Origin of the sequence: Pseudomonas sp. SWI36 (assembly GCF_002948105.1) — a bacterium.
GTDB classification, from domain to species: Bacteria; Pseudomonadota; Gammaproteobacteria; order Pseudomonadales; family Pseudomonadaceae; genus Aquipseudomonas; species Aquipseudomonas alloputida.
Genome location: NZ_CP026675.1, coordinates 5,035,793 through 5,060,229 on the forward strand (window position 1 = coordinate 5,035,793; position 24,437 = coordinate 5,060,229).

Sequence of the window (24,437 nt, forward strand, 5' to 3'; positions counted from 1 at the left end):
TTTCGTGGTGGGATGCTTTACGCTGGCGGTTATCTTCCAGAACAATAAGAACAGGCTTACCGATGAGCCAGAGTTTCAGCCCCCTTCGCAAGTTCGTATCGCCTGAAATCATCTTTGGTGCCGGCTGCCGGCACAATGTGGCCAATTACGCCAAAACCTTCGGTGCGCGCAAGGTACTGGTGGTCAGCGACCCTGGCGTGATCGCCGCCGGCTGGGTGGCGGATGTGGAGGCCAGCCTGCAGGCCCAGGGTATCGACTACTGCCTGTACACAGCGGTGTCACCCAACCCGCGGGTCGAGGAGGTGATGCTCGGCGCCGAGATCTATCGGCAGAACCACTGTGACGTGATCGTCGCCGTCGGTGGCGGCAGCCCGATGGATTGCGGCAAGGCCATCGGCATCGTGGTGGCCCATGGGCGCAGCATCCTCGAATTCGAAGGCGTGGACATGATCCGCGTGCCCAGCCCGCCGCTGATCCTGATCCCGACCACCGCCGGCACCTCGGCGGACGTGTCGCAGTTCGTGATCATTTCCAACCAGCAGGAACGCATGAAGTTCTCCATCGTCAGCAAGGCGGTGGTGCCGGACGTGTCGCTGATCGACCCGCAGACCACCCTGAGCATGGACCCGTTCCTGTCGGCCTGCACCGGCATCGATGCGTTGGTGCATGCCATCGAGGCCTTCGTGTCTACCGGCCACGGACCGCTGACCGATCCCCATGCGCTGGAAGCCATGCGCCTGATCAATGGCAACCTGGTGGAGATGATCGCCAACCCTACTGATATTGCGCTGCGCGAGAAGATCATGCTCGGCAGCATGCAGGCGGGTCTGGCGTTCTCCAATGCGATCCTGGGCGCAGTGCACGCCATGTCGCACAGCCTGGGCGGCTTCCTCGACTTGCCCCATGGCTTGTGCAATGCGGTGCTGGTGGAGCACGTGGTGGCGTTCAACTACAGCTCGGCGCCGGAGCGTTTCAAGGTGATCGCCGAGGTGTTCGGTATCGACTGCCGCGGTCTCAATCACCGGCAGATCTGCGGGCGGCTGGTGGAGCACCTGATTGCCCTGAAGCGTGCCATCGGCTTCCATGAAACCCTGGGCCTGCACGGGGTGCGCACGTCCGATATCCCGTTCCTGTCGCAACACGCGATGGACGACCCGTGCATCCTCACCAACCCCCGTGCGTCCAGCCAGCGTGATGTCGAGGTGGTCTATGGCGAGGCCCTCTGACGAGCAGCAGCGGGCGTTGGCCGGGCTACTGGGGCTGGGTGACCACTCGGCGCGCAAAAGCCATTACCCGGAGCTGTCCGCCCGCCTGGACGAGCTGGAAGCCGAACGCAACCGTTACAAATGGCTGTTCGAAAACGCCGTGCACGGTATTTTCCAGGCCAGCCTTCAGGACGGCATGCGCGCCGCAAACCCGGCGCTGGCGCGCATGCTCGGCTATGACGACCCGCAAGCGGTGCTTTTTTCCCTGACTGACCTGGCCGCCAACCTGTTTGATGGCGGTGCCGAGGAGTTGCAGGCCATTACCGCGGTGCTCGCCCGTGAGCACAGCCTGCACGGCTACGAAACCCGTCTGCGGCGCAAGGACGGCAGCCATCTCGATGTACTGATGAACCTGCTGCTCAAACCCGGCCATGAAGGGCTGGTGGAGGGATTCGTCGCCGACATTACCGAACGCAAGCTGGCCCAGCAGCGTCTGCAACAACTCAATGACGAACTGGAGCAACGGGTCGCTGCGCGTACCGATGAATTGCTGGAGGCGCGTGATGCCGCCGAAGCCGCCAACCGCAGCAAGGACAAATACCTCGCCGCCGCAAGCCATGACCTGCTGCAACCGTTGAACGCTGCCCGCTTGCTGATTTCGACCTTGCGCGAGCGGCCGTTGCCAGAGCCCGAGCATGTGCTGGTGGAGCGTACCCACCAGGCTCTGGAGGGCGCGGAAGACCTGCTGACCGACCTGTTGGACATTTCCCGGCTCGACCAGGCGGCGGTAAAGCCGGATGTGGCCGTGTACCGCCTGGACGAACTGTTCGCGCCGCTGGTCTCGGAGTTCAGCCCGGTGGCCGAGGCGGCGGGCCTGAAGCTGCACGCACGCATAGCCGACTACGCCATCAGCACTGACCTGCGGTTGCTCACACGCATCCTGCGCAACTTCCTCAGCAACGCTTGCCGGTATACCGAGGAGGGGCGGATCCTGCTCGGGGCAAGGCGCCGCGGTGGTCATTTGCGGCTGGAGGTGTGGGATACCGGACGGGGCATTGCGCAGGACCGGCTGCAGGACATATTCCTCGAGTTCAATCAGCTGGATGTGGGGCGTGCAGCGGATCGCAAGGGCGTTGGCCTCGGGCTGGCCATCGTCGAGCGGATCGCCAAGATACTCGGTTATCGGATCCAGGTGCGGTCGTGGCCAGGGCGTGGCTCGGTGTTCAGCATCGAGGTACCTCTTGGCAAAGAAGTGCCGCTGGCTGTTCACCAGGCTGTGCCGCTGCCCAGCGTCGGTGATCCGCTGCCGGGCCGCCGCCTGCTGGTACTGGACAACGAAGTGAGCATACTCGAGAGCATGGGCGCGCTGCTTGGGCAGTGGGGCTGCGAAGTGGTGACCGCGACCGACCAGGCAGGTGCCTTGCTGGTCTTGCAGGGGCAGGCCCCGGAACTGATCCTGGCCGACTACCACCTGGACCATGGCGTAGTGGGGTGCGAGGTGGTGAGGTACCTGCGTGAGCATTTTGCGACTGCCATACCGGCAGTGATCATTACCGCAGACCGCAGCGATCAGTGCCGGCGGGGCTTGCAGAAGCTAGGGGCGCCGCTACTGAACAAACCTGTGAAACCCGGGAAACTGCGGGCGGTGTTGAGCCAGTTGCTCCTGGTGCATTGATAGGGTACTCGTTCACCACTCGGCGAAATAGAGCACTTAAATGGCCTGTCGCGAAGTTTGGATCCACTGGCCTTTGAAACTTACCATTCGGTCAACTTGCAAGAAGTTAGTAAACTAACTAATACGGCTTTAAATACCGCTGGTCGGTGCTTTTGCTCAAGAAATGAACGATTTGCCAGTGGGTCGTTCCTATTTGCCAGCGAATGTGTTCTTCAAGAACCACACTTCGCACCTCTCCCCAGAACGTACTGGACGTTCAACTTGATTTGAATCGCAGGGATGCACACGGGGCTTTTTTACCTCTGACAATGGAGTAACGCCATGTCCAACCGAGGCTCAACGGTTGAGCCACTGTGTGCAAGTGAGTAACCCTTCGCTGTTTCAATTAACGATATGAATTTGGTCTTCCCGGTGCGATCAAGTCGTACGCATGCTTGTTGCAAGGCCATCTAGCGCTAATGCATTACGTGGAGAATTCGACGTGGAGTTTAATACAATTATTAGCCTGTTCGGGCAGAAAGAATCCATGGAGCTGGTGCGGTTGTCGGTCATTTATGTTCATTTACTGGCCTGTTGTATCGCCATCGGCCTAGTATTTACCAGTGATGCCGAGATGGTCAGGGACTTGTTGAAGGGGCATCAACAGGCCAGCCATGACGGTAAGCACATGGCGCGATTGCAGGCGTCCGTTGCCAATGCCTTGATATTCCTGTGGCTTACCGGTGCCGCGGTCATTGGTATCGATTACCTTGAAAAAGGCATGAGTTATTTTGCCAATCCCAAACTTCACGCCAAGGTCATTATTGTCTTGCTCCTGACCTTCAATGGCATGTTGTTGCATCGTTATGTATTACCTGCCTTGCTCAAGGCCGGTTCTTTGCTTGACCTGAATATAGGCGTGCGGATGTTTGCGTTGTTTTCTGGTGCACTGTCAGGTGTTTCCTGGTTATATGCAGCGATGCTGGGCGTCGGTCGGCCACTGGCCTGGAAGTATTCGCTGACCGAGTTGCTGTTGGCCTATCCGGTGCTGATCCTGCTTGGCTTTGCCCTGATGGCCGCACTGACCCAGTGGGCGCGAAAACGCAATATGGCCAAAGCGACGCCAGCACCTGTGTGGCCGCGGGTGGGCATTCCTTGCTGATGGCCTGAGGCACTGCAACGGCGCCGCGAAGCGGCGCTCGCGGTTACGCGTTTGCCTGCACGCTGCGCCCTTTTGCCAGATAGGCATTGAACTCATCTTCCGGCACCATGCTGCCCCCCGTTCCCCAGACAAGGTGGGTGGCCTGTTGCAGCCGGGCTGGGGTGAAGCCTTGGCGAGCCAGGTACTCGCCCGCTTGCAGCACCCGTAGCATACCGGGTACGCCGGCCAGGGCAGAAGGTTCCAGTTTGACCTTGTCCTGCTCATGGGCGATGACCATCAAACGGTACAGTTCTTCGTCGGTCACGGTGTAGTAACCATCGATCAGCCGCTGCATGGCTTTGCCGACAAACCCTGATGGGCGCCCGACCGCCAGGCCGTCTGCGGCGGTGATGTTGTCGATGCCGAAGTCCTGCACGCAGGTTTCATCATGCAGGCCGGTGTAGACACCCAGCAGCATGCAGGGGGAGTGGGTGGGCTCGGCAAAGATGCAGTGCACCGCATCGCCGAACACCAGCTTCAGCCCGAATGCGACACCGCCCGGGCCGCCCCCTACGCCGCACGGCAGGTAGACGAACAACGGGTGATCTGCGTTCACCTGGATGCCAGCCTGGTCGAATTGCCGCGCCAACCGTTCGGCGGCGACGGCATAGCCGAGAAACAGCTGTGGGGAGTTTTCGTCGTCGACAAAATAACAATTGGGGTCTGAGGCTGCCTGCTGGCGACCCTGCTCGACCGCTACGCTGTAGTCGCACGCGTGCTCTACCACGGTCACGCCGTTGGCCCGCAGCTTGTCCTTCTTCCATTGCCGGGCGTCTGACGACATGTGCACGCTCACCTTAAAACCCAGCTTGGCGCTCATGATGCCAATCGACAGCCCCAGGTTGCCGGTCGAACCCACGGCGATCGTGTACTGGCTGAAGAATGCGCGGGCCTGGTCGCTAGCCAGTTTGGTGTAGTCATCCGTTGGCGTGATCAATCCGGCCGCCAGGGCCAGGTCTTCGGCGTGCTTGAGCACTTCATGGATACCGCCCCGGGCCTTGATCGAACCGGAGATGGGCAGGTCACTGTCCGCCTTGAGCCACAGGCTGCCTGCGTTCTGCAGTGATCCTTCTTCGACAAGCACCCGGCGCAGCTGTGGCAGCGGGATGACAGGCGACTCGATGACCCCGCCGGCAGCGGCTGTTTCGGGGAACACGGTGGCCAGGTAAGGCGCGAACCGCTGCAGCCGCGCGCTGGCCGCTTGCACGTCGGCAGCCGTCAGGCCCACATCGTGCAGGGCTTCTGCAGCCTTGGCGATACCAGGGTTGAACCAGCTGGTCTGCTTCAGGGCAACCAGCTCGGCGATGATCGGGTGGCTTTGTTGCCAGGCTTCCAGGGTTTTTCCGTGAATCATGATTTCACCTGCAGTGCAGTCTGTGGGCCGCCAGCAGCAGTCTCGTGACAGGGGGAAGGGGCAGGATAACCCACGGAGTCTCGAACATTACACATTGGCTTTACTGAGGTGTTGCCTGTACCGGCCCCTTCGCGGGCTCGCCCGTTCCCACAGGACATCACAGCCTTCAAGGCTTGCACAGTACCTGTGGGAGCGGGCAAGCCCGCGAAGGGGCCGGTACAGGCAAAGGATCTGATCCGTTTGCTTGTTCAGCCATAAGGCGGCGCTGGCAGTTCGGCCAGCAGGGTTTTCAAGCCGTCGCTCCACTGCCTGCGAATCTGTTGGTAATAGGCATCGTCGCTGGTAATGCGCTTGCGCGTCATGCTTTCCAGGCTGTTATTGCGGTACACCAGCAAGTCCAGCGGCATGCCCACCGACAGGTTGCTGCGGATGGTGGAGTCGAACGAAATCAGGCCGCAGCGCAGCGCTTCATCGAGCGGCGTGCGGTAATCCAGGTTGCGGTCGAGTATTGGCCTGCCGTACTTGCTTTCACCCAGTTGCAGAAACGGGGTGTCCGGTGTGGCCTGGAAGAAATTGCCTTGTGCATACACGTTGTAGATGGCCATGGGGCCGCCGGCTATCTGGCCGCCGACAATGAATGAACTGCTAAGGTCGATATCGGCCGTGAGCTTGCTGCGGTCTCTTTTGACCACCTCGCGCAGGGTGTCGGCGACCAGCACCGTTGCATCGTAGAGCGTGGCAACGTTCAGCAGGTGGGGGCCGTTGCCCTGGGTGCGTTGCTGCAGCAGGTTTACCACCGACTGCGAGGTCGCCAGATTGCCGGCGGTCTGCAGCACGATCAGCCGCTCGCCCGGGACGCTGAAGACGAACAACTTGGTGAACGTGGAGATCTGGTCGATGCCGGCATTGGTGCGTGAGTCGCTGATGAAGACAAGCCCGTCCTCCAGGTGCATGGCGACACAGTAAGTCATGCGGTTTCCCTTGTGTTGCGTGTGGAAGGGTCTTGCCGCACTCGCGCGGCAAGACCGGTCTGACGCCAGCCTGTCACTGGCGATGCACGTGGACGCTGGCCTGCATCGATTCGGCGCCGCCGCCGCGGCGTACGCCCCTGACCGGACAGGCATCGAGGTAGTCCAGGCCCACCGCCAGCTTCAGGTGACGCTCTGGCCGGGTCAGGCGATTGGTAATGTCGAAGCTGTACCAGGCATCGTCGACCCAGGCTTCGGCCCAGGCGTGGCTGGCCAGGTGTTGTTCGTCCTCGGTGCACAGGTAGCCGGACACATAGCGTGCCGGTACCCCCAGGCTGCGTGCGCAGGCCAGGAAGGCGTGCGTGTGGTCCTGACACACACCTGCGCCACCGTTGAAGGCTTCGATGGCCGTGGTGCCCACTGACGTGGCCCCCGGGCTGTAGGGCATGTGCTCGGCCAGGCCTTGCATCAGCCCGATCAGTGCTGCCCGGTCGCGGTGACTGCCACATTGCCGGACGGCGAAAGCAGTCAGGGTATTGTCGGCCAGCGTCAGGTGGCTGCCGCGCAGGAACGGCAGGGGCGACTGGCTCTCGGTTTCGTGTTCGCAATCCGGGTCGATCTCGACCTGGCCGTGTGCGGTAAGCGCCAGGTGGCCATGGGGTTTGTCCAGTGTCAGCACATGCAGGATGTTGCCGTAAGGGTCGATCTGGCCCTTGACCTTGCAGGGCAGGTCCAGTTGCCATTGATTGATACGCTGGCGTTCGCTGCTGCGCGGCGTCAGGCGCAGGAACTGGATACTGTTGCACACGTCGCTGGCGTAGCTATAGGTCGTGTCATGGCGAATGGACAGTTTCATACAACCTCCAGGTAGGAGTGATGGACGGCCTGGCCCAGTTGGTTGATGCGGCCGATGAAGTCGCTCAGCCAGGGGTGCAACCCGGCATCAAGGATTTCGTCGATGGCGGTGTAGCGCAGGCGCGCGTTTAGTTCGGCGGCCATGCGCTGGGCGGCACGCCCGGTACTGCCCGGCAGGCCCGCCAGGATCAGGTCCAGTTCCTCGATGCAGGCATGCAGCGAGCGCGGCACGTCCACCCGCAACAGCAACAGCTCGGACACCGGCCGGGCGCTGGGCGCGGCGCGATAGAGCTCGTTGAAGGCCTCGTACGAGGTCAGCGCGCGCAGCAGGGCGCTCCATTGGTAATAGCCGCGGGCAGAGTCGTCGCTGACCTCTTCGGAGGCCTCGCCGAACATTTCATAGCGCGAATCGAGCAGGCGCAGGGTATTGTCCGCCCGCTCCAGGAAGGTCCCCAGGCGAATGAAGCTGTAGGCATCGTTGCGCATGATGGTGCCGGAGGTCGCACCGCGGAACAGGTGCGATCGTTCCTTGACCCAGTCGCAGAACTGGCTGATGCCATAGCGACCCAGGCCATTGCTGGCGATGTTGCGCATTTCGATCCAGGTGGCGTTGATGTTCTCCCACATGTCGGCGGTGATACGGCCGCGCACTGCATGGGCATTGGTCCTGGCGGCCTGCAGGCAGCAATAGATACTGCTGGGGTTGGTGGCGTCGAGGGCGAAGAAGTGCAGCATGCGCTCGGTGTCGAGTTCCTTGTGCCGACGCAGGTAGTCGTCCAGCATGCCCGAGGCCATCAGCGACATTGCCAGTTCGGCATGGCCGTCGCTGCGCCCGGCCTGGGGCATCAGCGATAGCGAGTAGCTGACCTCGAGCATGCGTGCGAGGTTTTCTGCACGCTCCAGGTAGCGGGACATCCAGTACAGGTCGGAAGCGGTTCGCGAAAGCATGGCTCAGTCCTCCACCACCCAGGTGTCCTTGGTACCGCCGCCTTGCGACGAGTTGACCACCAGCGAGCCTTCCTTGAGCGCCACGCGCGTCAGGCCACCGGGCACCAGGCGGGTTTCACTGCCCGACAACACGAACGGGCGCAGGTCGATGTGACGCGGTGCGATGCCGCTGTCGACGAAGGTCGGGCAGGTTGACAGGCACAGCGTCGGTTGAGCGATATAGGCGTGCGGGCGGGCTTTGATGCGCGCGCGGAAGTCCTCGATCTGGGCTTTGGTCGAAGCGGGCCCGACCAACATGCCATAGCCGCCGGAACCTTGGGTTTCCTTGACCACCAGTTCGGGCAGGTGGGCCAGTACATGGGACAGGTCCGCCGGCTTGCGGCACTGCCAGGTCGGCACGTTGTTCAGGATCGGTTCTTCGCTCAGGTAAAAGCGGATCATGTCGTCGACGAAGGGGTAGATGGATTTGTCATCGGCCACGCCAGTGCCGACGGCGTTGGCCAATACCACATTGCCGGCGCGGTAAACCGAGATCAGCCCCGGCACGCCCAGCATGGAGTCAGGGTTGAAGGACAGCGGGTCGAGGTAGTCGTCGTCCAGGCGACGATAGATCACGTCCACCTGTTGGGGGCCGGCAGTGGTGCGCATGTAGACATGCTCATCACGCACGAACAGGTCGGCGCCTTCGACCAGCTCGATGCCCATTTCCCGGGCCAGGAAAGCATGCTCGAAATAGGCGCTGTTGAAACGGCCGGGCGTGAGCAGCACCGCGGTGGGGTTGTCCATTGGGCTGGCGCTCTTGAGCGTGTCCAGCAGCAGGTTGGGGTAGTGATCGATGGGCGCGATGCGCTGGGCGGCAAACAGTTCGGGGAACAGGCGCATCATCATCTTGCGGTCTTCGAGCATGTAGCTGACGCCGCTGGGGGTGCGCAGGTTGTCTTCCAGCACGAAGTAGCTGCCATCGCCGTCACGTACCAGGTCGACACCGGCAATATGCGCATACAGCCCACGGTGAAGGTCCAGGCCCTGCATGGCGATCTGGTAGCCCTCGTTGGCCAGCACTTGCTCTGGTGGGATGATGCCGGCCTTGAGAATGCGCTGGTCGTGGTAGATGTCCTGCAGGAACAGGTTCAGCGCCTGTACCCGTTGAATGCAGCCACGCTCGACCGTGCGCCATTCGCTGGCGCGGATGCTGCGCGGGATGATATCGAAGGGGATCAGGCGCTCGGTATCCTGCTTGTCGCCATACAAGGTGAAGGTGATGCCTGCGCGGTGAAACAGCAGGTCGGCCTCGCGCCGGCGCTGTTCCAGCAACTCCAGCGGGGTGTTGGCCAGCCAGCGGGCGAACTCCTGGTAATGCGGACGGCAGTTGCCGTTCGCTTCGTACATTTCATTGAAAAAAGCCCGGGACATACCCACTCCTTGCCGCCGTTGCCGGCAGCTTCATTGCGGTTCATCTGCGTCTTTCAGGGTGCTGCCTTGCTGGGGTAAGTGGGAGCTGTGTCTCGCGTTAACCTCGGTCTTGGTAGATTGCCTGTGCGTTGAGCACAATCAGTCTGTGCAATAAAAGTGCCGAACACGCCTGGCGGCTCTGGGGGGCGGGAAATGTGAGGGGCACAACCGATGTGAGCTGCCTGGCCGCAAGGGCCGGCGCATCAAAAAAGGGCGCTATTGATCCGGGCGCGGCTTTTGAACCGAAATGGGGCGCAGGCCGGTACCTGGCGGGCGAAAAAGGGAATATTCCGGGTGCATGACGTGGGGCGGAGGGGGCATGCATCGAGCGCCGCGCGGGCGGCACTCGATTGCGCGAACGCTGAATATCGTGAGACGGGCGCCTTCAGGGCGTCAGAGGCAGGCGTAGACCACCAGTTCCACCAACATTTCTTCCCGGGCGAGGCCAGCCACCACTACGGCCGCGCGGTTGGGGTAGGGTGCCTGGAAATACTCGGCGTACACGGCATTTACAGTTGCCAGATAACGGCGGTCGGTCACGTAGATCAGCACCTGGGTCACGGCATCCAGCGAGCTGCCAGCGGCTTCCAGGGTGTGGCGCAGGTTGTCCAGTGTCTGGCGGGCCTGGGCCTCGATGCCGCCGGCAACCACCTGGCCCTGCGTATCGATTGGGATCTGAGCCGTGTACAACGTACCGTTGCCGACGACCGCCCATTCCAGTGGCGCCCTGGAGGCGAACAGCTCGGTCTTTATCGCATGCTTCATGGGTTGTTTCCTCAGTGGCAAGGGTGTTCAGTCGGCGTCGCTGCCGCCGCCTGCACCGTGGCGGCGTGAGGCATCGGTGCTCTCGACAAGGATGTGTTCGGCCAGCTGCCTGAGCCTTTGCCAGGTATGTTCGTCGACTGTAAAACCTTGCTGCAGTGTGCGCTGCGGGTCGGTTATTGCCTGGGCGGTCTGGCCTGCTCGAGTGAACAGCACCGTTACGTCCTGCGCGGCCGCTTCAATGGCCTGGGGCCGGGTTTCACTGCTCAGTTCCGGGCGCGGCATGCCGGCGGTAAAATCGGCCCAGTGGCATTGGCGGGCGTCCTCCCAGCGGGCTTGCACGTGCAGTCCCTGCACCGCTGCCCGGCTCAGGTAGCCCAGCAACAGCAAACGGTTGTGGCAGTGGCGTATGCGCAGTTCGGCCTGACCACAGCGCATGGCCTTGGCTGCCGCCAGTTCCACCACCGTGGCGGCGCAGCGCAACACGCTCTGGCCCTTGGCGTCGATCACCAGCAGGGCGTTATCCTCATGGCACAAGGCGTATGGCCGTGCAGCTTCGCCTTGCAGATAACGCAACGCCTTTTCCAGTGCACCGACGCCATCGAGCCCCTGCAGTTGCAACCAGCCCACGAGTTCGGCGGCATCCTCGCAGTCGCCCGGGGCGAAGCCCATGCCTTCGAATGCCTTGCGGCACATCACCTGTATTTCGTTAAGCGATACGCGCATGGTCAAAGCTCCCTTTGCGGCATGACTGCGAAATTCCAGTCGTCTGCGAACGGCTGACCGATGTCGCTGACCAGCGGCGCGCCCTGGAACAGCGTGATACGCACCCAGCGGCTTGACTTGGGGTCGAATTTCCCCGCGCCGAAAAATGCCAGTTTGCAGCGCAGCAGGTGAATCGGCAGCATGTCCCGGGCCAGCAGGTTGGCACGGATTTCACCGTAGTTTGTTTTTGCCATGCCTTGCAGGCGGCGTACCGCGCCCTTGAACATCGGTTGGGCGATCAGGAAGTGAGCGGTCAGCGCCTGAGGCTGCAGTTGCAGGTGCTCCAGCAGCGCGCTATGGCACTGTTGGATATTGCGGGCGATACCCAGCTGCATTTCTTTTTCGGCCCCTGGCTCCTCTGCGCGAATGCCCAGGCGCGGCTCTTCTTTTTCAGCTGAGCGGTACCAGAAGAAGTGCTCCGCATCGGCAGCACTGAAGTCGTAGCGCAACGCCCAGCCATACTGCTGCTCGATGAGCTGGCGCAGTTGCCCAAGGGGCATCTGGGCGTCCAGCTGCCAGCTTTCGTTGACCCCCATGTGCTCGGCCAGGGGCGTGACCTGCTCGGGGTACAGCTCCAGCAGCAGGCTGACCAGAAGCTCCTGGCAGCCCACCCCCGTGTGTAATTGCGCCCAGGCCAGCAGGCGCGGCCAAAGGCCCGCGCCGTCGGCTTGCGTGCCAAGCCAGGTGGCCAGTAAAGCAAGCTCGGCCAAGGTTTGCAGGTTCTGCTCATGCTGGCGCTGGTCTTCGGTCCGGGACTGGCTCAGGTGCAACTGGGCGCGCGCCAGCAATTGCTGCAGGCGTGCCAATTGGTCGGGCTCCGCCGACTGCGCCAGTACTAGTGCCAGGGCCGTTTCCCGCGTACTGATCCAGTGCTCCACCAGTTGAGGGTGGTTGATCAGAAAAGGGGCCATTCCCAGCCCGGTCGCGTTGCCGACCCCCAGGTAGCGTTGAAGGGCCGGGGCCAGTTGCACTGCCCGCTGCGGGGCGAGTGCCTGGGCCATGTGGTTGATCTGCTCGATGCTGAAGTGACGCAGCAGGTAGACGGTGAACATCTGCGCGCTGAACGGCTGGTTGAAGTCCGGGTTATCTTGCAGGCAACCAAAATCGGCGATGCCGAACTTGCCGTTACCGTAAACAGCTGTAGTGCGATACAAGTAGCCGACTTCAGCCAGTTGCTGTGGATCGGGCTGGCGACCTTCTGCCAGCGCCGCCAGAAACCGGTCGAAATTGCGCAAGCTACGGTTGGCCCGCGACAACACCAGCACGCGTGCATCGAAGCGGCCGGCTTCCTGCAGCGGCACGTTGCGTTGCAGGTCGGCCAGCTGTGCCGAGTCGACATCGCCGGCCACCAGCACGAAGCTGACGTCCCACTGGTCGGCGATGACCCGATCGCTGCGCTTTTCCGGCGGCAGGTAGGCCGAGAAGATCACGCAGTGGTAATGGCCGTTTGGCGTTTCGATGCGGTAGATCGCAGTGCCGAAGCCTTGGCCATCGAGGTCGAAACAGCTGCGCCGGATTTGCCAGCGCTGTTGCATCATCCGCCGCATGCTGCTGCGCACGAAGCTTAGCGGGCTCTGGAAGTGGCTACCCAGCCGGGCCAGGTCCATGACTTGGCTGGCAGGGCGCAACGCGGGTATTGCAGGCACGCTGTTGGGCATTGTTGTTGTACCTGGATGGATCATGTTCAGACGCCTTGTTCACGGGCCATGTGTCGAGCGATGCGCACGGCATCCCACAGGGCTGGCAGGATCACCAGCGACACCGGCACCGCGGTGATGACAATGAAGGATTGCAGGGCCGTCACACCGCCTGCGCCAATGGTGATCAGCACCACCGCCGCCAGGCCCATGCCGATTGCCCAGAAACCGCGCAACCACTTCTTCGGTTTATCGTCGCTGGACATCGCCAGCGCCACGGTGAAGGCCATGGCGTCGCCATTGGTGGCCACCGAGATGAAACTCAGGAACAGGAACAGCGTGCTGACAAGGCCACCCAGTGGCAGGTTCTGCGTCACTCCCAGCAACAGGTCTTCAGGCTTGGCGCCATGGGCGGTGACGCTGCCTGGCGTTTGCAGCTCCAGGCCGATCCCGGTGCCGCCCACCACGGTGAACCAGAACATGGTCACCAGCGGTGCGATGATCGACAGCGTCATGATGATCTCGCGGATGGTGCGGCCCCGCGAGATCCGCGCGACGTACAGTGCCACCATGGGCGCGTAGCCGATGAACCAGCCCCAGTAGAACACCGTCCACCAGTCCAGCCATTTGGGGTCGGCGCGGAACATCGTCAGCGGGATGAAGTGCTCCACGTGCAGGGCAAAGGCCGCCGGGAAACCGCCGAGGATGAACAGCGTCGGTCCGAATACCACCATGAACAGTGCCAGGCCGATCATCAACCAGACGTTGATCTCGCTGACAAAGCGGATGCCTTTGAGGCCCACCAGGCACGAGACAGTGTACATCGCGGTAACCAGGACAATGGTCAGCGACTGGGTGACGATAGTGTTGGGCAACCCCCACACGGCGTGCATGGCGCTGCTGATCTGCAGGCCAAGGAAACCGATCGGACCGATGGTGCCGGCCACTACCGCGATGATCGAGGCAGCGTCGGCCAAGGTGCCGATCGGGCCCTTGAGCGCTCGCTTGCCGAACAGGGGGTAAAGCAGGGTGCGCGGCGCCAGCGGAAGGCCTTTATCGTAATGCAGGTGCATCAGCACGATCGCCAGCAGGCTACCCAGCACGGCCCAGGCCAGGAAACCCCAGTGCACGAACGATTGCGCCAGTGCCGCAGTGGCCGCTGCTTCGCTGTGCGGTTGCAGGCCGGCGAAGAAGGGCGGTGGGCTGGCAAAGTGCATCAAGGGTTCGGCAGCGGCCCAGAAGGCGCCACCACCTGCCAGCAAGGCGCACATGATCACTGCGATCCAGTTGAAGGTGCTGACGTCCGGGCGCTGGGTGACCCCGCCCAGGCGTACACGCCCGCATCTGGAAAACCCGATGAACAGGCTGACGGCGAAGGTTGCCAGCATCAGCACTTGCCAATAGAGGCCAAAGGCCTTTGTCGACCAGGCGAACAGGGTATTGACCAGCGCCGACACGGTGTCGATGTCGATCAGCGCCGCCAGCAGGAAGGCGCCGAGGAATCCGCCGCTGATCAGGAACAACGGCCAGTCGATATCGCGTGCCATAGGCAGGCCCATGGCCTGGCCGTCGGCCTGCAAGGTGGTTGGGTTTTTCATGAAACCTCCGGAACCTGCGATTTTTTTTATTTTTGATGCTGTCCGTGCAAGGGGTTCAGGCCTGTGCCGTGGTGGCGGTCTCCAGCAAGCGCAACCAGTTCAGCCCCATGATGTTGCCCACGTCGTGCTCGGCAAAGCCGCGGGCGCGCAGGCCCTGGGCAATGTTGCGGAAGTCGCGGCTGTCGCGGAACCACTGCAAGGGCGCCGGCCAGTTGGCGTTGTCCCTGGAGCCTTCGCCGTAGTCCTTGTCCTTGCTCCAGCGGCCGTTGCGCATCCATTCCAGCACAGACAAGGGTTGCGCCTGGCACAGGTCGGTGCCGATGCCGATGTGCTCCACACCCATCAGGTCGGCGGTGCGCGCGACCATGTCGCAGAAACTTTCCAGGCTACAGTCCGAGGCACCCTTGAGATGGAACGGGTAGGTGCTGAACCCCAGCAGCCCGCCGGACTCTGCGATCCCGCGTAGCACCGCATCGGACTTGTTGCGCTTGGCGGCGTGGAAGCTGGCAGGGTTGGCGTGGGAGATGATCACCGGTCGGCTCGACAGTTCGATGGCCTCAAGCGTGCTTCGCTCGGCGCTGTGAGACATGTCGATGAGCATGCCGACGCGGTTCATTTCGGCGATCACCTGGCGGCCGAAGCGGCTGATGCCGTTGTCCTCGCGCTCATAGCAGCCGCTGGCCAGCAGGCTTTGGTTGTTGTAGGTCAGCTGCATGACGAACACCCCGAGCTGGCGGAAAACCTCCACCAGGGCAATGTCGTCCTCGATCGGCGAGCAGTTCTGGAAGCCGAAGAAGATGCCCACCCGGCCCTCCTCGTGGGCCAGGCGGATGTCGCTGGCCGTGCGTACCGGGCGGATCAGCTCGGGCCATGTCTCGAAGCGGCGGTTCCACTCGCCCAGGCGCGACAGGGTTTCGCGGGCGTTTTCGTGGTAGGCGATGGTGGCGTGCACCGCGCTCAGGCCACCGGCCTGCATCTGCTGGAATATTTCCTGGCTCCAGTTGGAGTACTGCAGGCCGTCGATCATCAAGAGGTCGTGCATGGCATGTATTCCTTCAGGGCCGCAGGTAGGTGGTCTTGACCACGGTGTAGAAGTCGCGAGCGTATTGCCCCTGTTCCCGAGGGCCGAAACTCGAGGCTTTACGGCCCCCGAATGGCACGTGGTAGTCGGTGCCGGCGGTGGGCAGGTTGACCATCACGCAGCCGGTCTGGGCGCGGCGTTTGAAGTGGCTGGCGTGGCGTAGCGACTGGGTGATGATCCCGGCGGTGAGGCCGTACTCGGTATCATTGAGCGTGGCCAGCGCCTCTTCAAAATCGCGCACGCGGATCACGCAGGCGATGGGGCCGAACACTTCCTCGCGGTTGATGCGCATGTCGTTGCGGCTGTTGATGAACAAGGCAGGGCGCATGTAGTAGCCATCGCAGGCCAGTTGCAGGCGCTCGCCACCTTCGATCAGGGTGGCGCCTTCGGCCTGGGCCAGTTGCAGGTAGGCCAGGTTCTGTTCCAGCTGGCGCGCGTCAGCTACCGGGCCGATCTGTACGCCAGCCTCCAGTGCATGGCCGACCTTGAGCTGGCGCATGCGCAGGCGCAGCGCCTCGACGAAGCGGTCGTGGATGCCGTCGCAGACGATCAGCCGTGACGACGCGGTGCATTTCTGCCCGGTGCCGAAGAAGGCCCCGTTGAGCGCGCATTCCACGGCCAGTTCGAGGTCGGCGTCGTCCATGACCACCAGGGCATTCTTGCTACCCATTTCCAGCTGGCAGCGCACCAGGTTACCGGCGGTGGCCACCGCTACGCGTCGGCCCGTCTGCAGAGAACCGGTGAACGTCAGGGCATCGATCTCGGCGGACTGGATCAGGGCCTCGCCGACGTCGGCACCGCTGCCCATCACCAGGTTGAAAGTGCCGCTGGGCAGGCCCTGACGGCTGATGATCTCGGTGAGCGCCCAGGCACTGGCCGGCACCAGGTTGGCCGGCTTGAACACCACGGCGTTGCCGAAGGCCAGGGCCGGAGCGATTTTCCAGGCGGCGGTGGCCATGGGGAAGTTCCAGGGGGTAATGATGCCCACCACACCCACCGGTTCACGATGCACTTCGATGTCGACCCCAGGGCGCACCGAGGCGGCAGTCTCGCCCATCTGGCGCAGCACTTCGGCGGCGTAGTAATGGAAGAACTGGCCACTGCGGTTGACCTCGCCGATGCCTTCGGCCAAGGGTTTGCCTTCTTCTCGCGACAGCAGTTCGCCGAGCTCTTCCTTGCGGGCGATCAGCTCGTCGCCGATGGCCATCAGCACTTGCTGGCGGCTTTCCAGACCACTGGCGGCCCACAGGGGTTGAGCGGCGCGGGCGGCCTGGATGGCCTGGCGGGCCTGTTCGGCGCTGGCCTGATGGTACTGGCCGATCAGGTCGCCAGTGTCCGAGGGGCTGTAGTTGCCCAAAGTGGCGTGGCCTTCACACCACTGGCCATCGATGTAGTTGTTGTAGGTCTTGTGTGACATGGATGAACGCCTCCGTTTGCATGGCATTCATCATGCGAGCAATATGCAGCAAATAAAAATTAATAAAAAAAATGCTTTGATAAGGAATGCTAACCATGTTGCCCGAGCTGAAAATCGCCCAGTTGCGTTACTTCGTACTGGTCGCCGAACTCAAGAGTTTCCACGCGGCCGCCCGCCAGGCCTTTCGCACCCAGCCTGCGATATCCCTGGCCCTGCGTGAACTGGAGCAGAAGCTGGGGCAGGCACTGGTCGAAAAGGGCGGTGGCCGGGTAGAGCTGACGCCATACGGCGAGCATTGCCTCCCGTTGTTTCGTGGCTTGATCGAGCACCATGACCGTATTGCGCGTGAAGCCATGCTGTTTGCCCGGCATGAAATCGGCCAGGTCAGCATCGCCACCGTGCCTTCTGTCGCCAGCCGAATGCTGCCAGGGCCGCTGGCCCGCTTTGTGGCCGCGCACCCCAATGTGCAGGTCAGCATTCAGGACGGCACGGCCGAACGTGTGCAGCAGTTGCTCGCTCAAGGGCAGGTGGATTTCGGCATCAGCAGCCTGTGGGTGGACGATGATCAGCTCGACTTCGCCCCCATCGTGAATGATCAGGTTGGCGTGGTGTGCCGCAGCGACCACCCGCTGGCGCAGGCGGGGGGGCAGCTGCATTGGGCGCAGTTGCTGGGCGTGCCGATGATCCGCAACGGTACCTCGCAATTGCTGGCGGGTACCGAGGCCGAGGGTTTGCTGGCCGATAGCCGGCTGTTCATTTCCAACATGATTTCGTTGATCGCCATGCTGGAGGAGGGGGTAGGGATCAGTACCTTGCCGTACCTCGCTTTTCCGCAGGAGAACGACAAACTGGCGTTCGTCCCCCTTGAGGAGCCCAGGGTAGAGCGGCATATCGGCATGCTCACCCGCAAAGGGCGCAGCCTGTCACCTGTGGCGGGGGCACTGATGGCGTTTCTGCAAGTGCAGTTGGCGAAGGCTGGCTGATTCGTTGGCGGTAGGGGCATGGCGCGCCATGGCCGGCACTGAGGTTCGCAAACGCACGCCCGGCTTTCAGAGAACCGGGCCTGACGCCACGCTGACCCCTGCCAGCGTGGTGAACGAGATGTCCTTGGCCGTGAGCAGAAAATCACGCACGTACGGCACCTCCAGCATGTCACTGCGCAGCGCAGCATAAAGGTTTGCCTGCAGGCCGTGCTCGCCAAGGCGCTTGGCGGTTACATAGCCGCGCGAACTGTATTCGTGCACGGCCCAGTTGGGCAGGCAGCAGACGCCGCGCCCGGACGCAACCAGTTGCATCATCATCACGGTCAGTTCTGAAGTGCGTACTTGTGCGGGCTCGACGTCGGCGGGGTCGAGGAAGCGGGTGAAGATGTCCAGACGGGTGCGTTCGATCGGATAGGTGATCAGTGTCTGGCTGGCGATATCGGCGGGCTCCAGGTACGGCTTGTGGCGCATGGCGTGGTGGTTGTCGATGGCCAGCAGTGCCTCGTAGCTGAACAACGGCACGTAGCTGATACCCGGCAGTGTCACCGGGTCGGAGGTCACCACCAGGTCCAGGTCGCCGCGCTCCAGGGCTGGCAGCGGCGCGAAGGAAAAACCGGAGGCGAGGTCCAGTTCCACCTCAGGCCAGGCGCCGCGGAACTCATCCACTGAAGGCATCAGCCACTGGTAGCAGCTGTGGCACTCGATGGCGATGTGCAACCGTCCGGCGCAGCCCCCGGCCAGCTTGCCCAGGTCCCGTTCGGTATTGCGGATCTGAGGCAGCACCTGATCGGCCAGCTGCAGCAGCTTCAGCCCGGCGCTGGTGAAGCGCACCGGCCTGGATTTGCGCACGAACAGTGGCATGCCGATGCGCTCTTCCATATCGCGGAACTGGTGCGACAGGGCTGATTGTGTCAGGTGCAGGCGCTCGGCGGCCTCGTGCAGGCTGTCGGTTTCACGCAGCGCGTGGAGGGTTCGCAGGTGGCGTAAATCGATCATGAGTAAAATGGCGGATCAACGCAGTAATGGCGGGTTTTCTTCACTGCTGCGTGATCCTGACAATTCCTTTGATGGGTTTTCCGTGAGTGGGGTGAGGCTCAAGCCGCGTGAGGCGCGGCGAGGTTGCAGTACTGCCCCTTGAAATACAGCAGCGGCTGCGTGGCAGCCGTTGCCTGCAGGTTCAACGCTTTGACTTCGCCAATCACGATCAGGTGGTCCCCGGCGGCATGTTCGGCGTGAATTTCGCAATCAAGCCAGTGCAGGCTGCCGGCAATGATCGGGTTGCCCAACGGCGATGCTTGCCATTCGACGCCGTGCCACTTGTTAGCGCCGCGCCGGGCAAACTGGTTGGAAATGCCGACCTGCTCACCTGACAGGATGTTGACCGTGAAGCGCCCAGCCTGGCGAATTTTCGGGTAGCTGGCCGAGCTGGACATCACACTGAATGACACCAGCGGCGGGCTCATCGATACGCTGTAGAACGACTGGCAGGTGAAGCCGATCGGCTCACCTTCATGGTGCGATGTAATCACCGTGATGCCGGATGCGTAGTGCCCGAGTGCCTGGCGAAAAGTCGACGGCTCGATCGCCGTACCGGAAAGCAACATGGTAGGTCCTGTGGCTGCATTCATTTCAGCGTGCGTTAGCGAGTTCCTGACGGACGATGGCTGCGCCTGCACTCAAGGCCTTGAGCTTGCCGCTGGCTACCTGGCGGGGCAGGGGCGCCATGCCGCAGTTGGTGCAAGGGTAGAGCTTGTCGGCATCGACGAATTGCAGTGCCTTGCGCAGGGTGGCGGCGACCTGTTCGGGTGTTTCAATGACATGGGTGGCCACATCGATGGCGCCGACCATGACTTTCTTGCCGCGAATCAGCTCGAGCAGGTCCATCGGAACATGCGAGTTATGGCATTCCAGCGAAATGATATCGATGCTGGACTGCTGCAGTTTGGGGAAGGCCTGTTCATATTGCCGCCATTCTGAACCGAGGGTTTTTTTCCAGTCGGTGTTGGCCTTGATGCCATAGCCATAGCAAATATGGACGGCCGTTTCGCACTTGAGGCCCTCGATGGCCCTTTCCAGGGTAGCCACGCCCCAGTCATTCACGTCGTCAAAGAAAACATTGAATGCCGGTTCGTCGAACTGAATGATGTCCACGCCCGCGGCTTCCAGTTCTCTGGCTTCCTGGTTGAGAATCTTGGCGAATTCCCAGGCCAGTTTCTCGCGGCTTTTGTAGTGGTTGTCATACAGTGTGTCGATCATGGTCATGGGGCCGGGCAGCGCCCACTTTATCGGCTGTGTGGTGTGCTGGCGCAAGAATTTGGCATCTTCGACAAACACCGGTTTTTGTCGAGCGACAGCACCCACAACCGTCGGTACGCTCGCATCGTAGCGATCACGGATTCTGACGGTTTTCCGTTGTTCGAAATCAACGCCGCTGAGGTGCTCGATAAACGTGGTGACAAAGTGCTGGCGGGTTTGTTCGCCGTCACTGACGATGTCGATACCGGCGTGTTGTTGTTCTTGCAAGGCCAGGCGCAAGGCATCCTGTTTGCCTTCGACCAGTTGCTCGTCTTGCAACTTCCACGGTGACCAGAGTGTTTCGGGTTGAGCAAGCCAGGCGGGTTTAGGCAGGCTGCCGGCCGTGGAGGTGGGTAGCAATTTGTTCATGAACAGTGACCTTGTGCTTTGAATGTTCAACGTGCGTATTGAGCGGACCATTGCGCCAGCGTGGCCTGGTAGGGTTTGACAAATTGCTCCTCGGCAAATTTGCCCTGCTCGATCGCCAGGCGGCTGCGCTCTTCCCGGTCATAGACAATGCGCGTGAGCGAGTAGTCCTGGTTCTTCAGGCTGGGCTGGTAGGCCTTGCCCGCAGGAGAATTGGCGTTGTAGATCTCGGGTCGGTAGATTTTCTGGAAGGTGTCCATGGTGCTGATGGTGCTGATCAGTTCAAGGTCGGTGTAGTCAGCCAGCAAGTCGCCGGCAAAATAAAATGCCAACGGGGCGACGCTGTTCGGCGGCATGAAATAGCGCACCTTCAAGCCCATTTTTTTGAAGTAGTCATCCGTCAGCGAGTACTCATCCTGCTGGTACTCAACACCTAGCACAGGGTGCTGATTTTCGGTGCGCAGGTAAGTCCTGCTGCTCGATACGCTCAGGCAGATAACCGGTGGTTTGCTGAAGTGCTCCTGGTAGGTTGGCGAGTTGACGAAACACTTGAACAGGTTGCCGTGCAGCTCACCGAAATGATCGGGTGTGCTGAAGGTCGACCGATGCTTGTTATGCTCCAGTAACAGTACGCTGAAGTCGTAATCGCGCACGTACGAGGAGAAGTTGTTGCCTACCATGCCTTCGAGGCGAGTATTGTTCTTGCGGTCGATAATATAGGTTTTCAATATTTCGATCAGCGGCAGGGCATTGCCGTGCTGCGCGTTTTCAATGTTCATTTCCACCGATATGATGTCCAGCTCTACGCGGTAGCGATCATGTTCGGGGTTGTCCCAGTGCGCCAGCGCATTGAAACGGTTGTTGATCATCGCCAAGGTATTGCGCAGGTTTTGCTGACGGTTTGCACCCCGTGCCAAATTGGCGAAGTTGGTCGTAATGCGGGTGTTTTCGGCAGGGTGATAATGTTCGTCGAACGCAATGCGCTTGACGGTGAATGTTGGCGCTTTATCCATGGTAACGGCTTCCAGGTGCCTGAGTGTGAGCGATCCAGTGCTGGTCAGTTGCGTAGCTGAGTCGTTCACAGCGTAATCTTGATGTGTTTGATTGAGGCGTATCCTAGGTGGGGCGCTGCATGAATGATATTGAAGTTATTTCACAGGTTTTTTAGCTCTGCTCATGATGCGTTGCCTGGTTGACTGCGGCATCATGGCTGCCTGGCCTTCACCTCACCCAGGAGACAGCGATGATCAAAACCGGCGATCAATTGCCCGACGTTACCCTTTATCAATACAACAACGACGCAGGCGCCTGCGCGATCGGCCCCAAGGCCTTTTCCATTCGCGAGCGTTGCAAGCACAAGAAGGTGCTGATCTTCGCATTGCCGGGCGCGTTCACGCCGACGTGCTCTGAACGTCATGTTCCCGGTTATGTCGCGGCGGCCCCTGCGTTGTTCGCAGCTGGCATTGACGAGATCCTGTGCGTCTCGGTGAACGATGCCTTTGTCATGAACGCCTGGGGCAACAGCTTGCAGGTCGGGGATGCGGTCAAGATGATCGGCGATGGCAATGGCGAATTCAGCGAGGCGCTGGGCCTGACCCAGGACCTTTCGGCACGCGGTTTGGGGCGGCGCTCGCAGCGGTATGCGATGTTGGTCGACGACCAGGTAGTCCAGTACATTGCGGTTGAAAGCCCCGGCAAGTTCGAGGTCAGCGATGCGGCCAGCCTGCTGGCTGTGTTGCGCTAGCCATACCTTTCAGGCCTTGCCGACAACGGCTGTCAGGGCTGCCAGAACACCTTTCGAATCGGCCGCTAACAACAAGGTACAGACGGTTGAAACTTCACCAACTCAGGGCGCTGGTCGCCATTCATAACGCAGGCAGCATCCTCGAAGCCTCCAAGCTCATGCACATTACTCAGCCCGCGCTGAGCCGTTCGATCAAGGAGCTGGAGCGGGAGGTGGGGTTTACCCTGTTGCAGCGGTCGCACAAAGGCATGGCCCTTACCGAGGAAGGCAAGCGTGTCATCCGCCACGCCAACCTCGTGGTAGAGAGCATACGCCGCCTGCAGATCGAAGCGGCGAGCATTCAGGATGCGGCGCTGGGCGCCGTGTCGATCGGGGTGACGTCGTTGACGGCGATGCTCGATGGCGTCGATGAAAGTATCCTGGCCTTTCGGCGCAAGTACCCGCGGGTGAAGATCACCATCACCGACTTGCGCCCCAGCCAGATCCTGCAGCGCTTGCGCGATGGCAGCCTGGACTTTGCCATTACTTCGCAGCAACCGCTGAGTCGGCTGAGCCTGGACTGGGAGGCGCTGGGCAGTATCAAGGGCAGGGTGATTTGCCACGCCTCGAATCGGCAGAAGTTCAGCCAGTCACTGCGCACCTTGCAATACGCCCCCTGGATCAGCCTGGACGAGTTGTCCGACCAGGCTTCGCAGTTTCACCAACTGTTCGAGGCCAACGGCCTTCGGGTGCCACAGAACACCGTTGAATGCACTTCAGTGATGATGGCGCTGAAGCTGTTGAAGAACACGGAATCGTTGATGACCATCAGCGAACTGGCGGTGGACCAAGGGTTTACCTACGGTATCGATTGCGAGTTCGTCGCCATGGCGGTGCAGGAGTTGATTCCGGATTACCCCATCAACCTGGTCTGCATTGACCGCCACAGCCTCACGGCGCCTGCCCAGGAGCTGTTCCACAGCTTGCGCGGGCAGGTGCTCAAGCAGACCCGCCCCGTGGGGTCAGAAGTGGTAGTACATGCCTAGCGAGACGTTGCTTGGGTTATCGCCCGCCTGATCCACCGGGGTGCCGGCGTAGGTGACCGACGAGGCGCGCTGGTTGGCGATCATGCCGAGGCGTCCATAAAGGGCCCAGCGGGGGTTGATGAAATGGTCGTAGCCGATCATCACACCCCACGCGTCCTTGTCGCGGGCGCTGACCTGGCGTTGCATCACAGCCAGGCGCAGCACGTCCAGTTCGCCCACTGGCGCCATCATGCCGAAGGTGTACAGCGTGGTGCTGGGCGTGCCGGCCTGGTCCACATCCTGACGCTGCCAGGTGAGGCTGGTGGCCAGCGGGCCGAAATCGTAGAACGCCGACAGGCTCTTGAAATCGTTGGCGGTCTGGCGTGAAACGCCGCCGTCGTCCCATGGGTCGCTGTAGTAACGGTTGTAGGAGGCCAGCAACATCACCCGGCTGTTGCGGTACTGCAGCCGTGCGCCACCGCCACGCACGGTGCGCCCAGCGCTGGCGGCATCGTCGAAGCCGAAGCTCAGCGCGGTACCGAGGCTGAAGCCGCTGAAGGTCGGGCTGGTGTAGGCCAGGGTGTGCTTGGGGCGCAGGTCAAGGTAAAAGGCGCCCTTGCCGGCGGCAGGCAGGGCCAGGTAGGTGTAGGGCGAGCCATAGGTGGCCAGGAACGGGTCGGCGTAGGTGGGCGTGGCCATGCCGTAGGTCTTGCCGAACTCGAGCTTGCCCAGGGTGCGCGAGCGCAGGGCGACTGTCGCCAGGCGCAGGGTGCCGACGGTATCCCAGGTGCCCTCCAGGGCCTCGCCATTGAGGTTGAAACCCTCCTCGACGTCAAGCTCCACCACGGTATCGGGGTCAAGCGCCTTGCGTGCGTACAGCCCGAGCTTGTTGGTCCAGGCGCCGCCACCGGCCAGCCTGAAACCCGAGTGGTGCTGTGAGTCGTGATAGCTGGCGAATGCATCCACGGTGCCGTACACCTTGAGCGTGTCATCGAAACCGTAATCCAGCCCGTAATAACCAAAACCCGGCGCAATCCGCGCGAGCGTCGGAAAACCCTCTGCCTGTGCCTGCCCAGCAAGGCAAGCCCCTTGGATCATCAACAGCAACGACGTAATGCGAGTGTTCATTCACGACTCCAGGCCAGCAC

General features: G+C 61.6%; 22 protein-coding genes. 6 read left to right on the forward strand and 16 right to left on the reverse strand.

Annotated elements, in window-relative coordinates; all coding sequences use genetic code 11:
• The first annotated feature begins 62 nt into the window (after positions 1–62).
• The 3 genes from ercA to C4Q27_RS23975 all read left to right on the forward strand — a co-directional run bounded on the left by ercA (position 63) and on the right by C4Q27_RS23975 (position 4,021).
• A complete protein-coding gene (ercA, locus tag C4Q27_RS23965; protein ID WP_004576476.1) occupies positions 63–1,226 on the forward strand; it encodes an alcohol dehydrogenase-like regulatory protein ErcA in 1,164 nt (387 codons plus the stop codon).
• Positions 1,210–2,880 (forward strand): NahK/ErcS family hybrid sensor histidine kinase/response regulator, encoded by a 1,671-nt coding sequence (locus C4Q27_RS23970; protein ID WP_104887451.1) that lies wholly within the window; start codon positions 1,210–1,212, stop codon positions 2,878–2,880. Before ercA ends, C4Q27_RS23970 begins: the two co-directional genes overlap by 17 nt.
• A gap of 526 nt (positions 2,881–3,406) precedes the next feature.
• Positions 3,407–4,021 (forward strand): hypothetical protein, encoded by a 615-nt coding sequence (locus C4Q27_RS23975; RefSeq protein ID WP_104887452.1) that lies wholly within the window; start codon positions 3,407–3,409, stop codon positions 4,019–4,021.
• Between the two features lie 43 nt (positions 4,022–4,064).
• On the opposite strand, the gene C4Q27_RS23980 is transcribed toward C4Q27_RS23975, so the two are convergent.
• The 11 genes from C4Q27_RS23980 to C4Q27_RS24030 form a co-directional block, all read right to left on the reverse strand.
• Positions 4,065–5,414 (reverse strand): D-serine ammonia-lyase, encoded by a 1,350-nt coding sequence (locus tag C4Q27_RS23980; protein WP_104887453.1) that lies wholly within the window; start codon positions 5,412–5,414, stop codon positions 4,065–4,067.
• Between the two features lie 248 nt (positions 5,415–5,662).
• The gene (locus C4Q27_RS23985) at positions 5,663–6,385 is read right to left on the reverse strand and encodes a proteasome-type protease (protein ID WP_014756324.1); all 723 of its coding nucleotides are present in this window, start codon (positions 6,383–6,385) and stop codon (positions 5,663–5,665) included.
• Between the two features lie 73 nt (positions 6,386–6,458).
• On the reverse strand, positions 6,459–7,238 hold the full coding sequence (locus C4Q27_RS23990) for a transglutaminase family protein (RefSeq protein WP_020189941.1): 780 nt from the start codon (positions 7,236–7,238) through the stop codon (positions 6,459–6,461).
• The gene (locus C4Q27_RS23995) at positions 7,235–8,185 is read right to left on the reverse strand and encodes an alpha-E domain-containing protein (RefSeq protein WP_003254074.1); all 951 of its coding nucleotides are present in this window, start codon (positions 8,183–8,185) and stop codon (positions 7,235–7,237) included. Before C4Q27_RS23995 ends, C4Q27_RS23990 begins: the two co-directional genes overlap by 4 nt.
• Positions 8,186–8,188: 3 nt before the next feature.
• The gene (locus C4Q27_RS24000) at positions 8,189–9,598 is read right to left on the reverse strand and encodes a circularly permuted type 2 ATP-grasp protein (RefSeq protein WP_064490946.1); all 1,410 of its coding nucleotides are present in this window, start codon (positions 9,596–9,598) and stop codon (positions 8,189–8,191) included.
• 432 nt (positions 9,599–10,030) lie between these two features.
• Positions 10,031–10,402, reverse strand: coding sequence for a RidA family protein (locus C4Q27_RS24005; protein ID WP_003254071.1), 372 nt, complete (start codon positions 10,400–10,402; stop codon positions 10,031–10,033).
• Between the two features lie 27 nt (positions 10,403–10,429).
• Positions 10,430–11,125: a DUF3726 domain-containing protein gene (locus C4Q27_RS24010; RefSeq protein WP_019751161.1), complete on the reverse strand. Its 696-nt coding sequence runs from the start codon at positions 11,123–11,125 to the stop codon at positions 10,430–10,432.
• Positions 11,126–11,127: 2 nt separating this feature from the next.
• Positions 11,128–12,822, reverse strand: coding sequence for a hypothetical protein (locus C4Q27_RS24015; RefSeq protein WP_064490948.1), 1,695 nt, complete (start codon positions 12,820–12,822; stop codon positions 11,128–11,130).
• A gap of 26 nt (positions 12,823–12,848) precedes the next feature.
• Positions 12,849–14,399 carry a BCCT family transporter gene (locus C4Q27_RS24020; protein ID WP_104887454.1) on the reverse strand — a complete coding sequence of 517 codons (1,551 nt, stop codon included), beginning with the start codon at positions 14,397–14,399 and terminating at the stop codon, positions 12,849–12,851.
• Between the two features lie 55 nt (positions 14,400–14,454).
• A complete protein-coding gene (locus C4Q27_RS24025; RefSeq protein WP_003254063.1) occupies positions 14,455–15,441 on the reverse strand; it encodes a dipeptidase in 987 nt (328 codons plus the stop codon).
• A gap of 13 nt (positions 15,442–15,454) precedes the next feature.
• Entirely contained in the window at positions 15,455–16,897 is a 1,443-nt protein-coding gene (locus tag C4Q27_RS24030) for an aldehyde dehydrogenase family protein (protein WP_010953610.1), read from the reverse strand.
• A gap of 95 nt (positions 16,898–16,992) precedes the next feature.
• Between C4Q27_RS24030 and C4Q27_RS24035 the strand changes: the two genes are divergently transcribed.
• Positions 16,993–17,880 carry a LysR family transcriptional regulator gene (locus tag C4Q27_RS24035; protein ID WP_064490950.1) on the forward strand — a complete coding sequence of 296 codons (888 nt, stop codon included), beginning with the start codon at positions 16,993–16,995 and terminating at the stop codon, positions 17,878–17,880.
• A gap of 66 nt (positions 17,881–17,946) precedes the next feature.
• Here the strand turns inward: C4Q27_RS24035 and C4Q27_RS24040 are convergent, their stop codons facing one another.
• The 4 genes from C4Q27_RS24040 to C4Q27_RS24055 all read right to left on the reverse strand — a co-directional run bounded on the left by C4Q27_RS24040 (position 17,947) and on the right by C4Q27_RS24055 (position 21,554).
• On the reverse strand, positions 17,947–18,876 hold the full coding sequence (locus C4Q27_RS24040) for a LysR family transcriptional regulator (RefSeq protein WP_020191787.1): 930 nt from the start codon (positions 18,874–18,876) through the stop codon (positions 17,947–17,949).
• Between the two features lie 98 nt (positions 18,877–18,974).
• Positions 18,975–19,484 carry a flavin reductase family protein gene (locus C4Q27_RS24045; protein WP_021782251.1) on the reverse strand — a complete coding sequence of 170 codons (510 nt, stop codon included), beginning with the start codon at positions 19,482–19,484 and terminating at the stop codon, positions 18,975–18,977.
• A 25-nt stretch (positions 19,485–19,509) separates the two neighbouring features.
• On the reverse strand, positions 19,510–20,544 hold the full coding sequence (locus C4Q27_RS24050; RefSeq protein ID WP_064490951.1) for a methionine synthase: 1,035 nt from the start codon (positions 20,542–20,544) through the stop codon (positions 19,510–19,512).
• A gap of 26 nt (positions 20,545–20,570) precedes the next feature.
• Positions 20,571–21,554 carry a DUF1852 domain-containing protein gene (locus C4Q27_RS24055; RefSeq protein ID WP_064490952.1) on the reverse strand — a complete coding sequence of 328 codons (984 nt, stop codon included), beginning with the start codon at positions 21,552–21,554 and terminating at the stop codon, positions 20,571–20,573.
• A gap of 230 nt (positions 21,555–21,784) precedes the next feature.
• Here C4Q27_RS24055 and C4Q27_RS24060 point away from each other — a divergent pair, with 230 nt between their 5' ends.
• Together C4Q27_RS24060 and C4Q27_RS24065 are read left to right on the forward strand one after the other, a co-directional pair.
• The gene (locus tag C4Q27_RS24060; protein ID WP_010953616.1) at positions 21,785–22,285 is read left to right on the forward strand and encodes a peroxiredoxin; all 501 of its coding nucleotides are present in this window, start codon (positions 21,785–21,787) and stop codon (positions 22,283–22,285) included.
• Positions 22,286–22,371: 86 nt separating this feature from the next.
• Positions 22,372–23,310, forward strand: coding sequence for a LysR family transcriptional regulator (locus tag C4Q27_RS24065; protein ID WP_010953617.1), 939 nt, complete (start codon positions 22,372–22,374; stop codon positions 23,308–23,310).
• Here C4Q27_RS24065 and C4Q27_RS24070 read toward each other — a convergent pair.
• Positions 23,287–24,417, reverse strand: coding sequence for a porin (locus tag C4Q27_RS24070; protein ID WP_104887455.1), 1,131 nt, complete (start codon positions 24,415–24,417; stop codon positions 23,287–23,289). The two genes, C4Q27_RS24065 and C4Q27_RS24070, sit on opposite strands and share 24 nt — an antisense overlap.
• Between the last annotated feature and the right edge of the window lie 20 nt (positions 24,418–24,437).

Excerpts from the sequence above, each read along its gene's own strand:
- C4Q27_RS23990 (WP_020189941.1), bottom strand. The coding sequence starts at position 7,238 with ATGAAACTGTCCATTCGCCATGACACGACCTATAGCTACGCCAGCGAC.
- C4Q27_RS24040 (WP_020191787.1), bottom strand. The coding sequence starts at position 18,876 with ATGATCGATTTACGCCACCTGCGAACCCTCCACGCGCTGCGTGAAACC.
- C4Q27_RS24005 (WP_003254071.1), bottom strand. The coding sequence starts at position 10,402 with ATGAAGCATGCGATAAAGACCGAGCTGTTCGCCTCCAGGGCGCCACTG.
- C4Q27_RS24025 (WP_003254063.1), bottom strand. The coding sequence starts at position 15,441 with ATGCACGACCTCTTGATGATCGACGGCCTGCAGTACTCCAACTGGAGC.
- C4Q27_RS23970 (WP_104887451.1), top strand. The coding sequence starts at position 1,210 with ATGGCGAGGCCCTCTGACGAGCAGCAGCGGGCGTTGGCCGGGCTACTG.
- C4Q27_RS24030 (WP_010953610.1), bottom strand. The coding sequence starts at position 16,897 with ATGTCACACAAGACCTACAACAACTACATCGATGGCCAGTGGTGTGAA.
- C4Q27_RS24035 (WP_064490950.1), top strand. The coding sequence starts at position 16,993 with ATGTTGCCCGAGCTGAAAATCGCCCAGTTGCGTTACTTCGTACTGGTC.
- C4Q27_RS24000 (WP_064490946.1), bottom strand. The coding sequence starts at position 9,598 with ATGTCCCGGGCTTTTTTCAATGAAATGTACGAAGCGAACGGCAACTGC.
- C4Q27_RS23995 (WP_003254074.1), bottom strand. The coding sequence starts at position 8,185 with ATGCTTTCGCGAACCGCTTCCGACCTGTACTGGATGTCCCGCTACCTG.
- C4Q27_RS23975 (WP_104887452.1), top strand. The coding sequence starts at position 3,407 with ATGGAGCTGGTGCGGTTGTCGGTCATTTATGTTCATTTACTGGCCTGT.
- C4Q27_RS24055 (WP_064490952.1), bottom strand. The coding sequence starts at position 21,554 with ATGGATAAAGCGCCAACATTCACCGTCAAGCGCATTGCGTTCGACGAA.
- C4Q27_RS24010 (WP_019751161.1), bottom strand. The coding sequence starts at position 11,125 with ATGCGCGTATCGCTTAACGAAATACAGGTGATGTGCCGCAAGGCATTC.
- C4Q27_RS24060 (WP_010953616.1), top strand. The coding sequence starts at position 21,785 with ATGATCAAAACCGGCGATCAATTGCCCGACGTTACCCTTTATCAATAC.
- C4Q27_RS24050 (WP_064490951.1), bottom strand. The coding sequence starts at position 20,544 with ATGAACAAATTGCTACCCACCTCCACGGCCGGCAGCCTGCCTAAACCC.
- ercA (WP_004576476.1), top strand. The coding sequence starts at position 63 with ATGAGCCAGAGTTTCAGCCCCCTTCGCAAGTTCGTATCGCCTGAAATC.
- C4Q27_RS23980 (WP_104887453.1), bottom strand. The coding sequence starts at position 5,414 with ATGATTCACGGAAAAACCCTGGAAGCCTGGCAACAAAGCCACCCGATC.
- C4Q27_RS24045 (WP_021782251.1), bottom strand. The coding sequence starts at position 19,484 with ATGTTGCTTTCCGGTACGGCGATCGAGCCGTCGACTTTTCGCCAGGCA.
- C4Q27_RS24070 (WP_104887455.1), bottom strand. The coding sequence starts at position 24,417 with ATGAACACTCGCATTACGTCGTTGCTGTTGATGATCCAAGGGGCTTGC.
- C4Q27_RS23985 (WP_014756324.1), bottom strand. The coding sequence starts at position 6,385 with ATGACTTACTGTGTCGCCATGCACCTGGAGGACGGGCTTGTCTTCATC.
- C4Q27_RS24020 (WP_104887454.1), bottom strand. The coding sequence starts at position 14,399 with ATGAAAAACCCAACCACCTTGCAGGCCGACGGCCAGGCCATGGGCCTG.
- C4Q27_RS24015 (WP_064490948.1), bottom strand. The coding sequence starts at position 12,822 with ATGCCCAACAGCGTGCCTGCAATACCCGCGTTGCGCCCTGCCAGCCAA.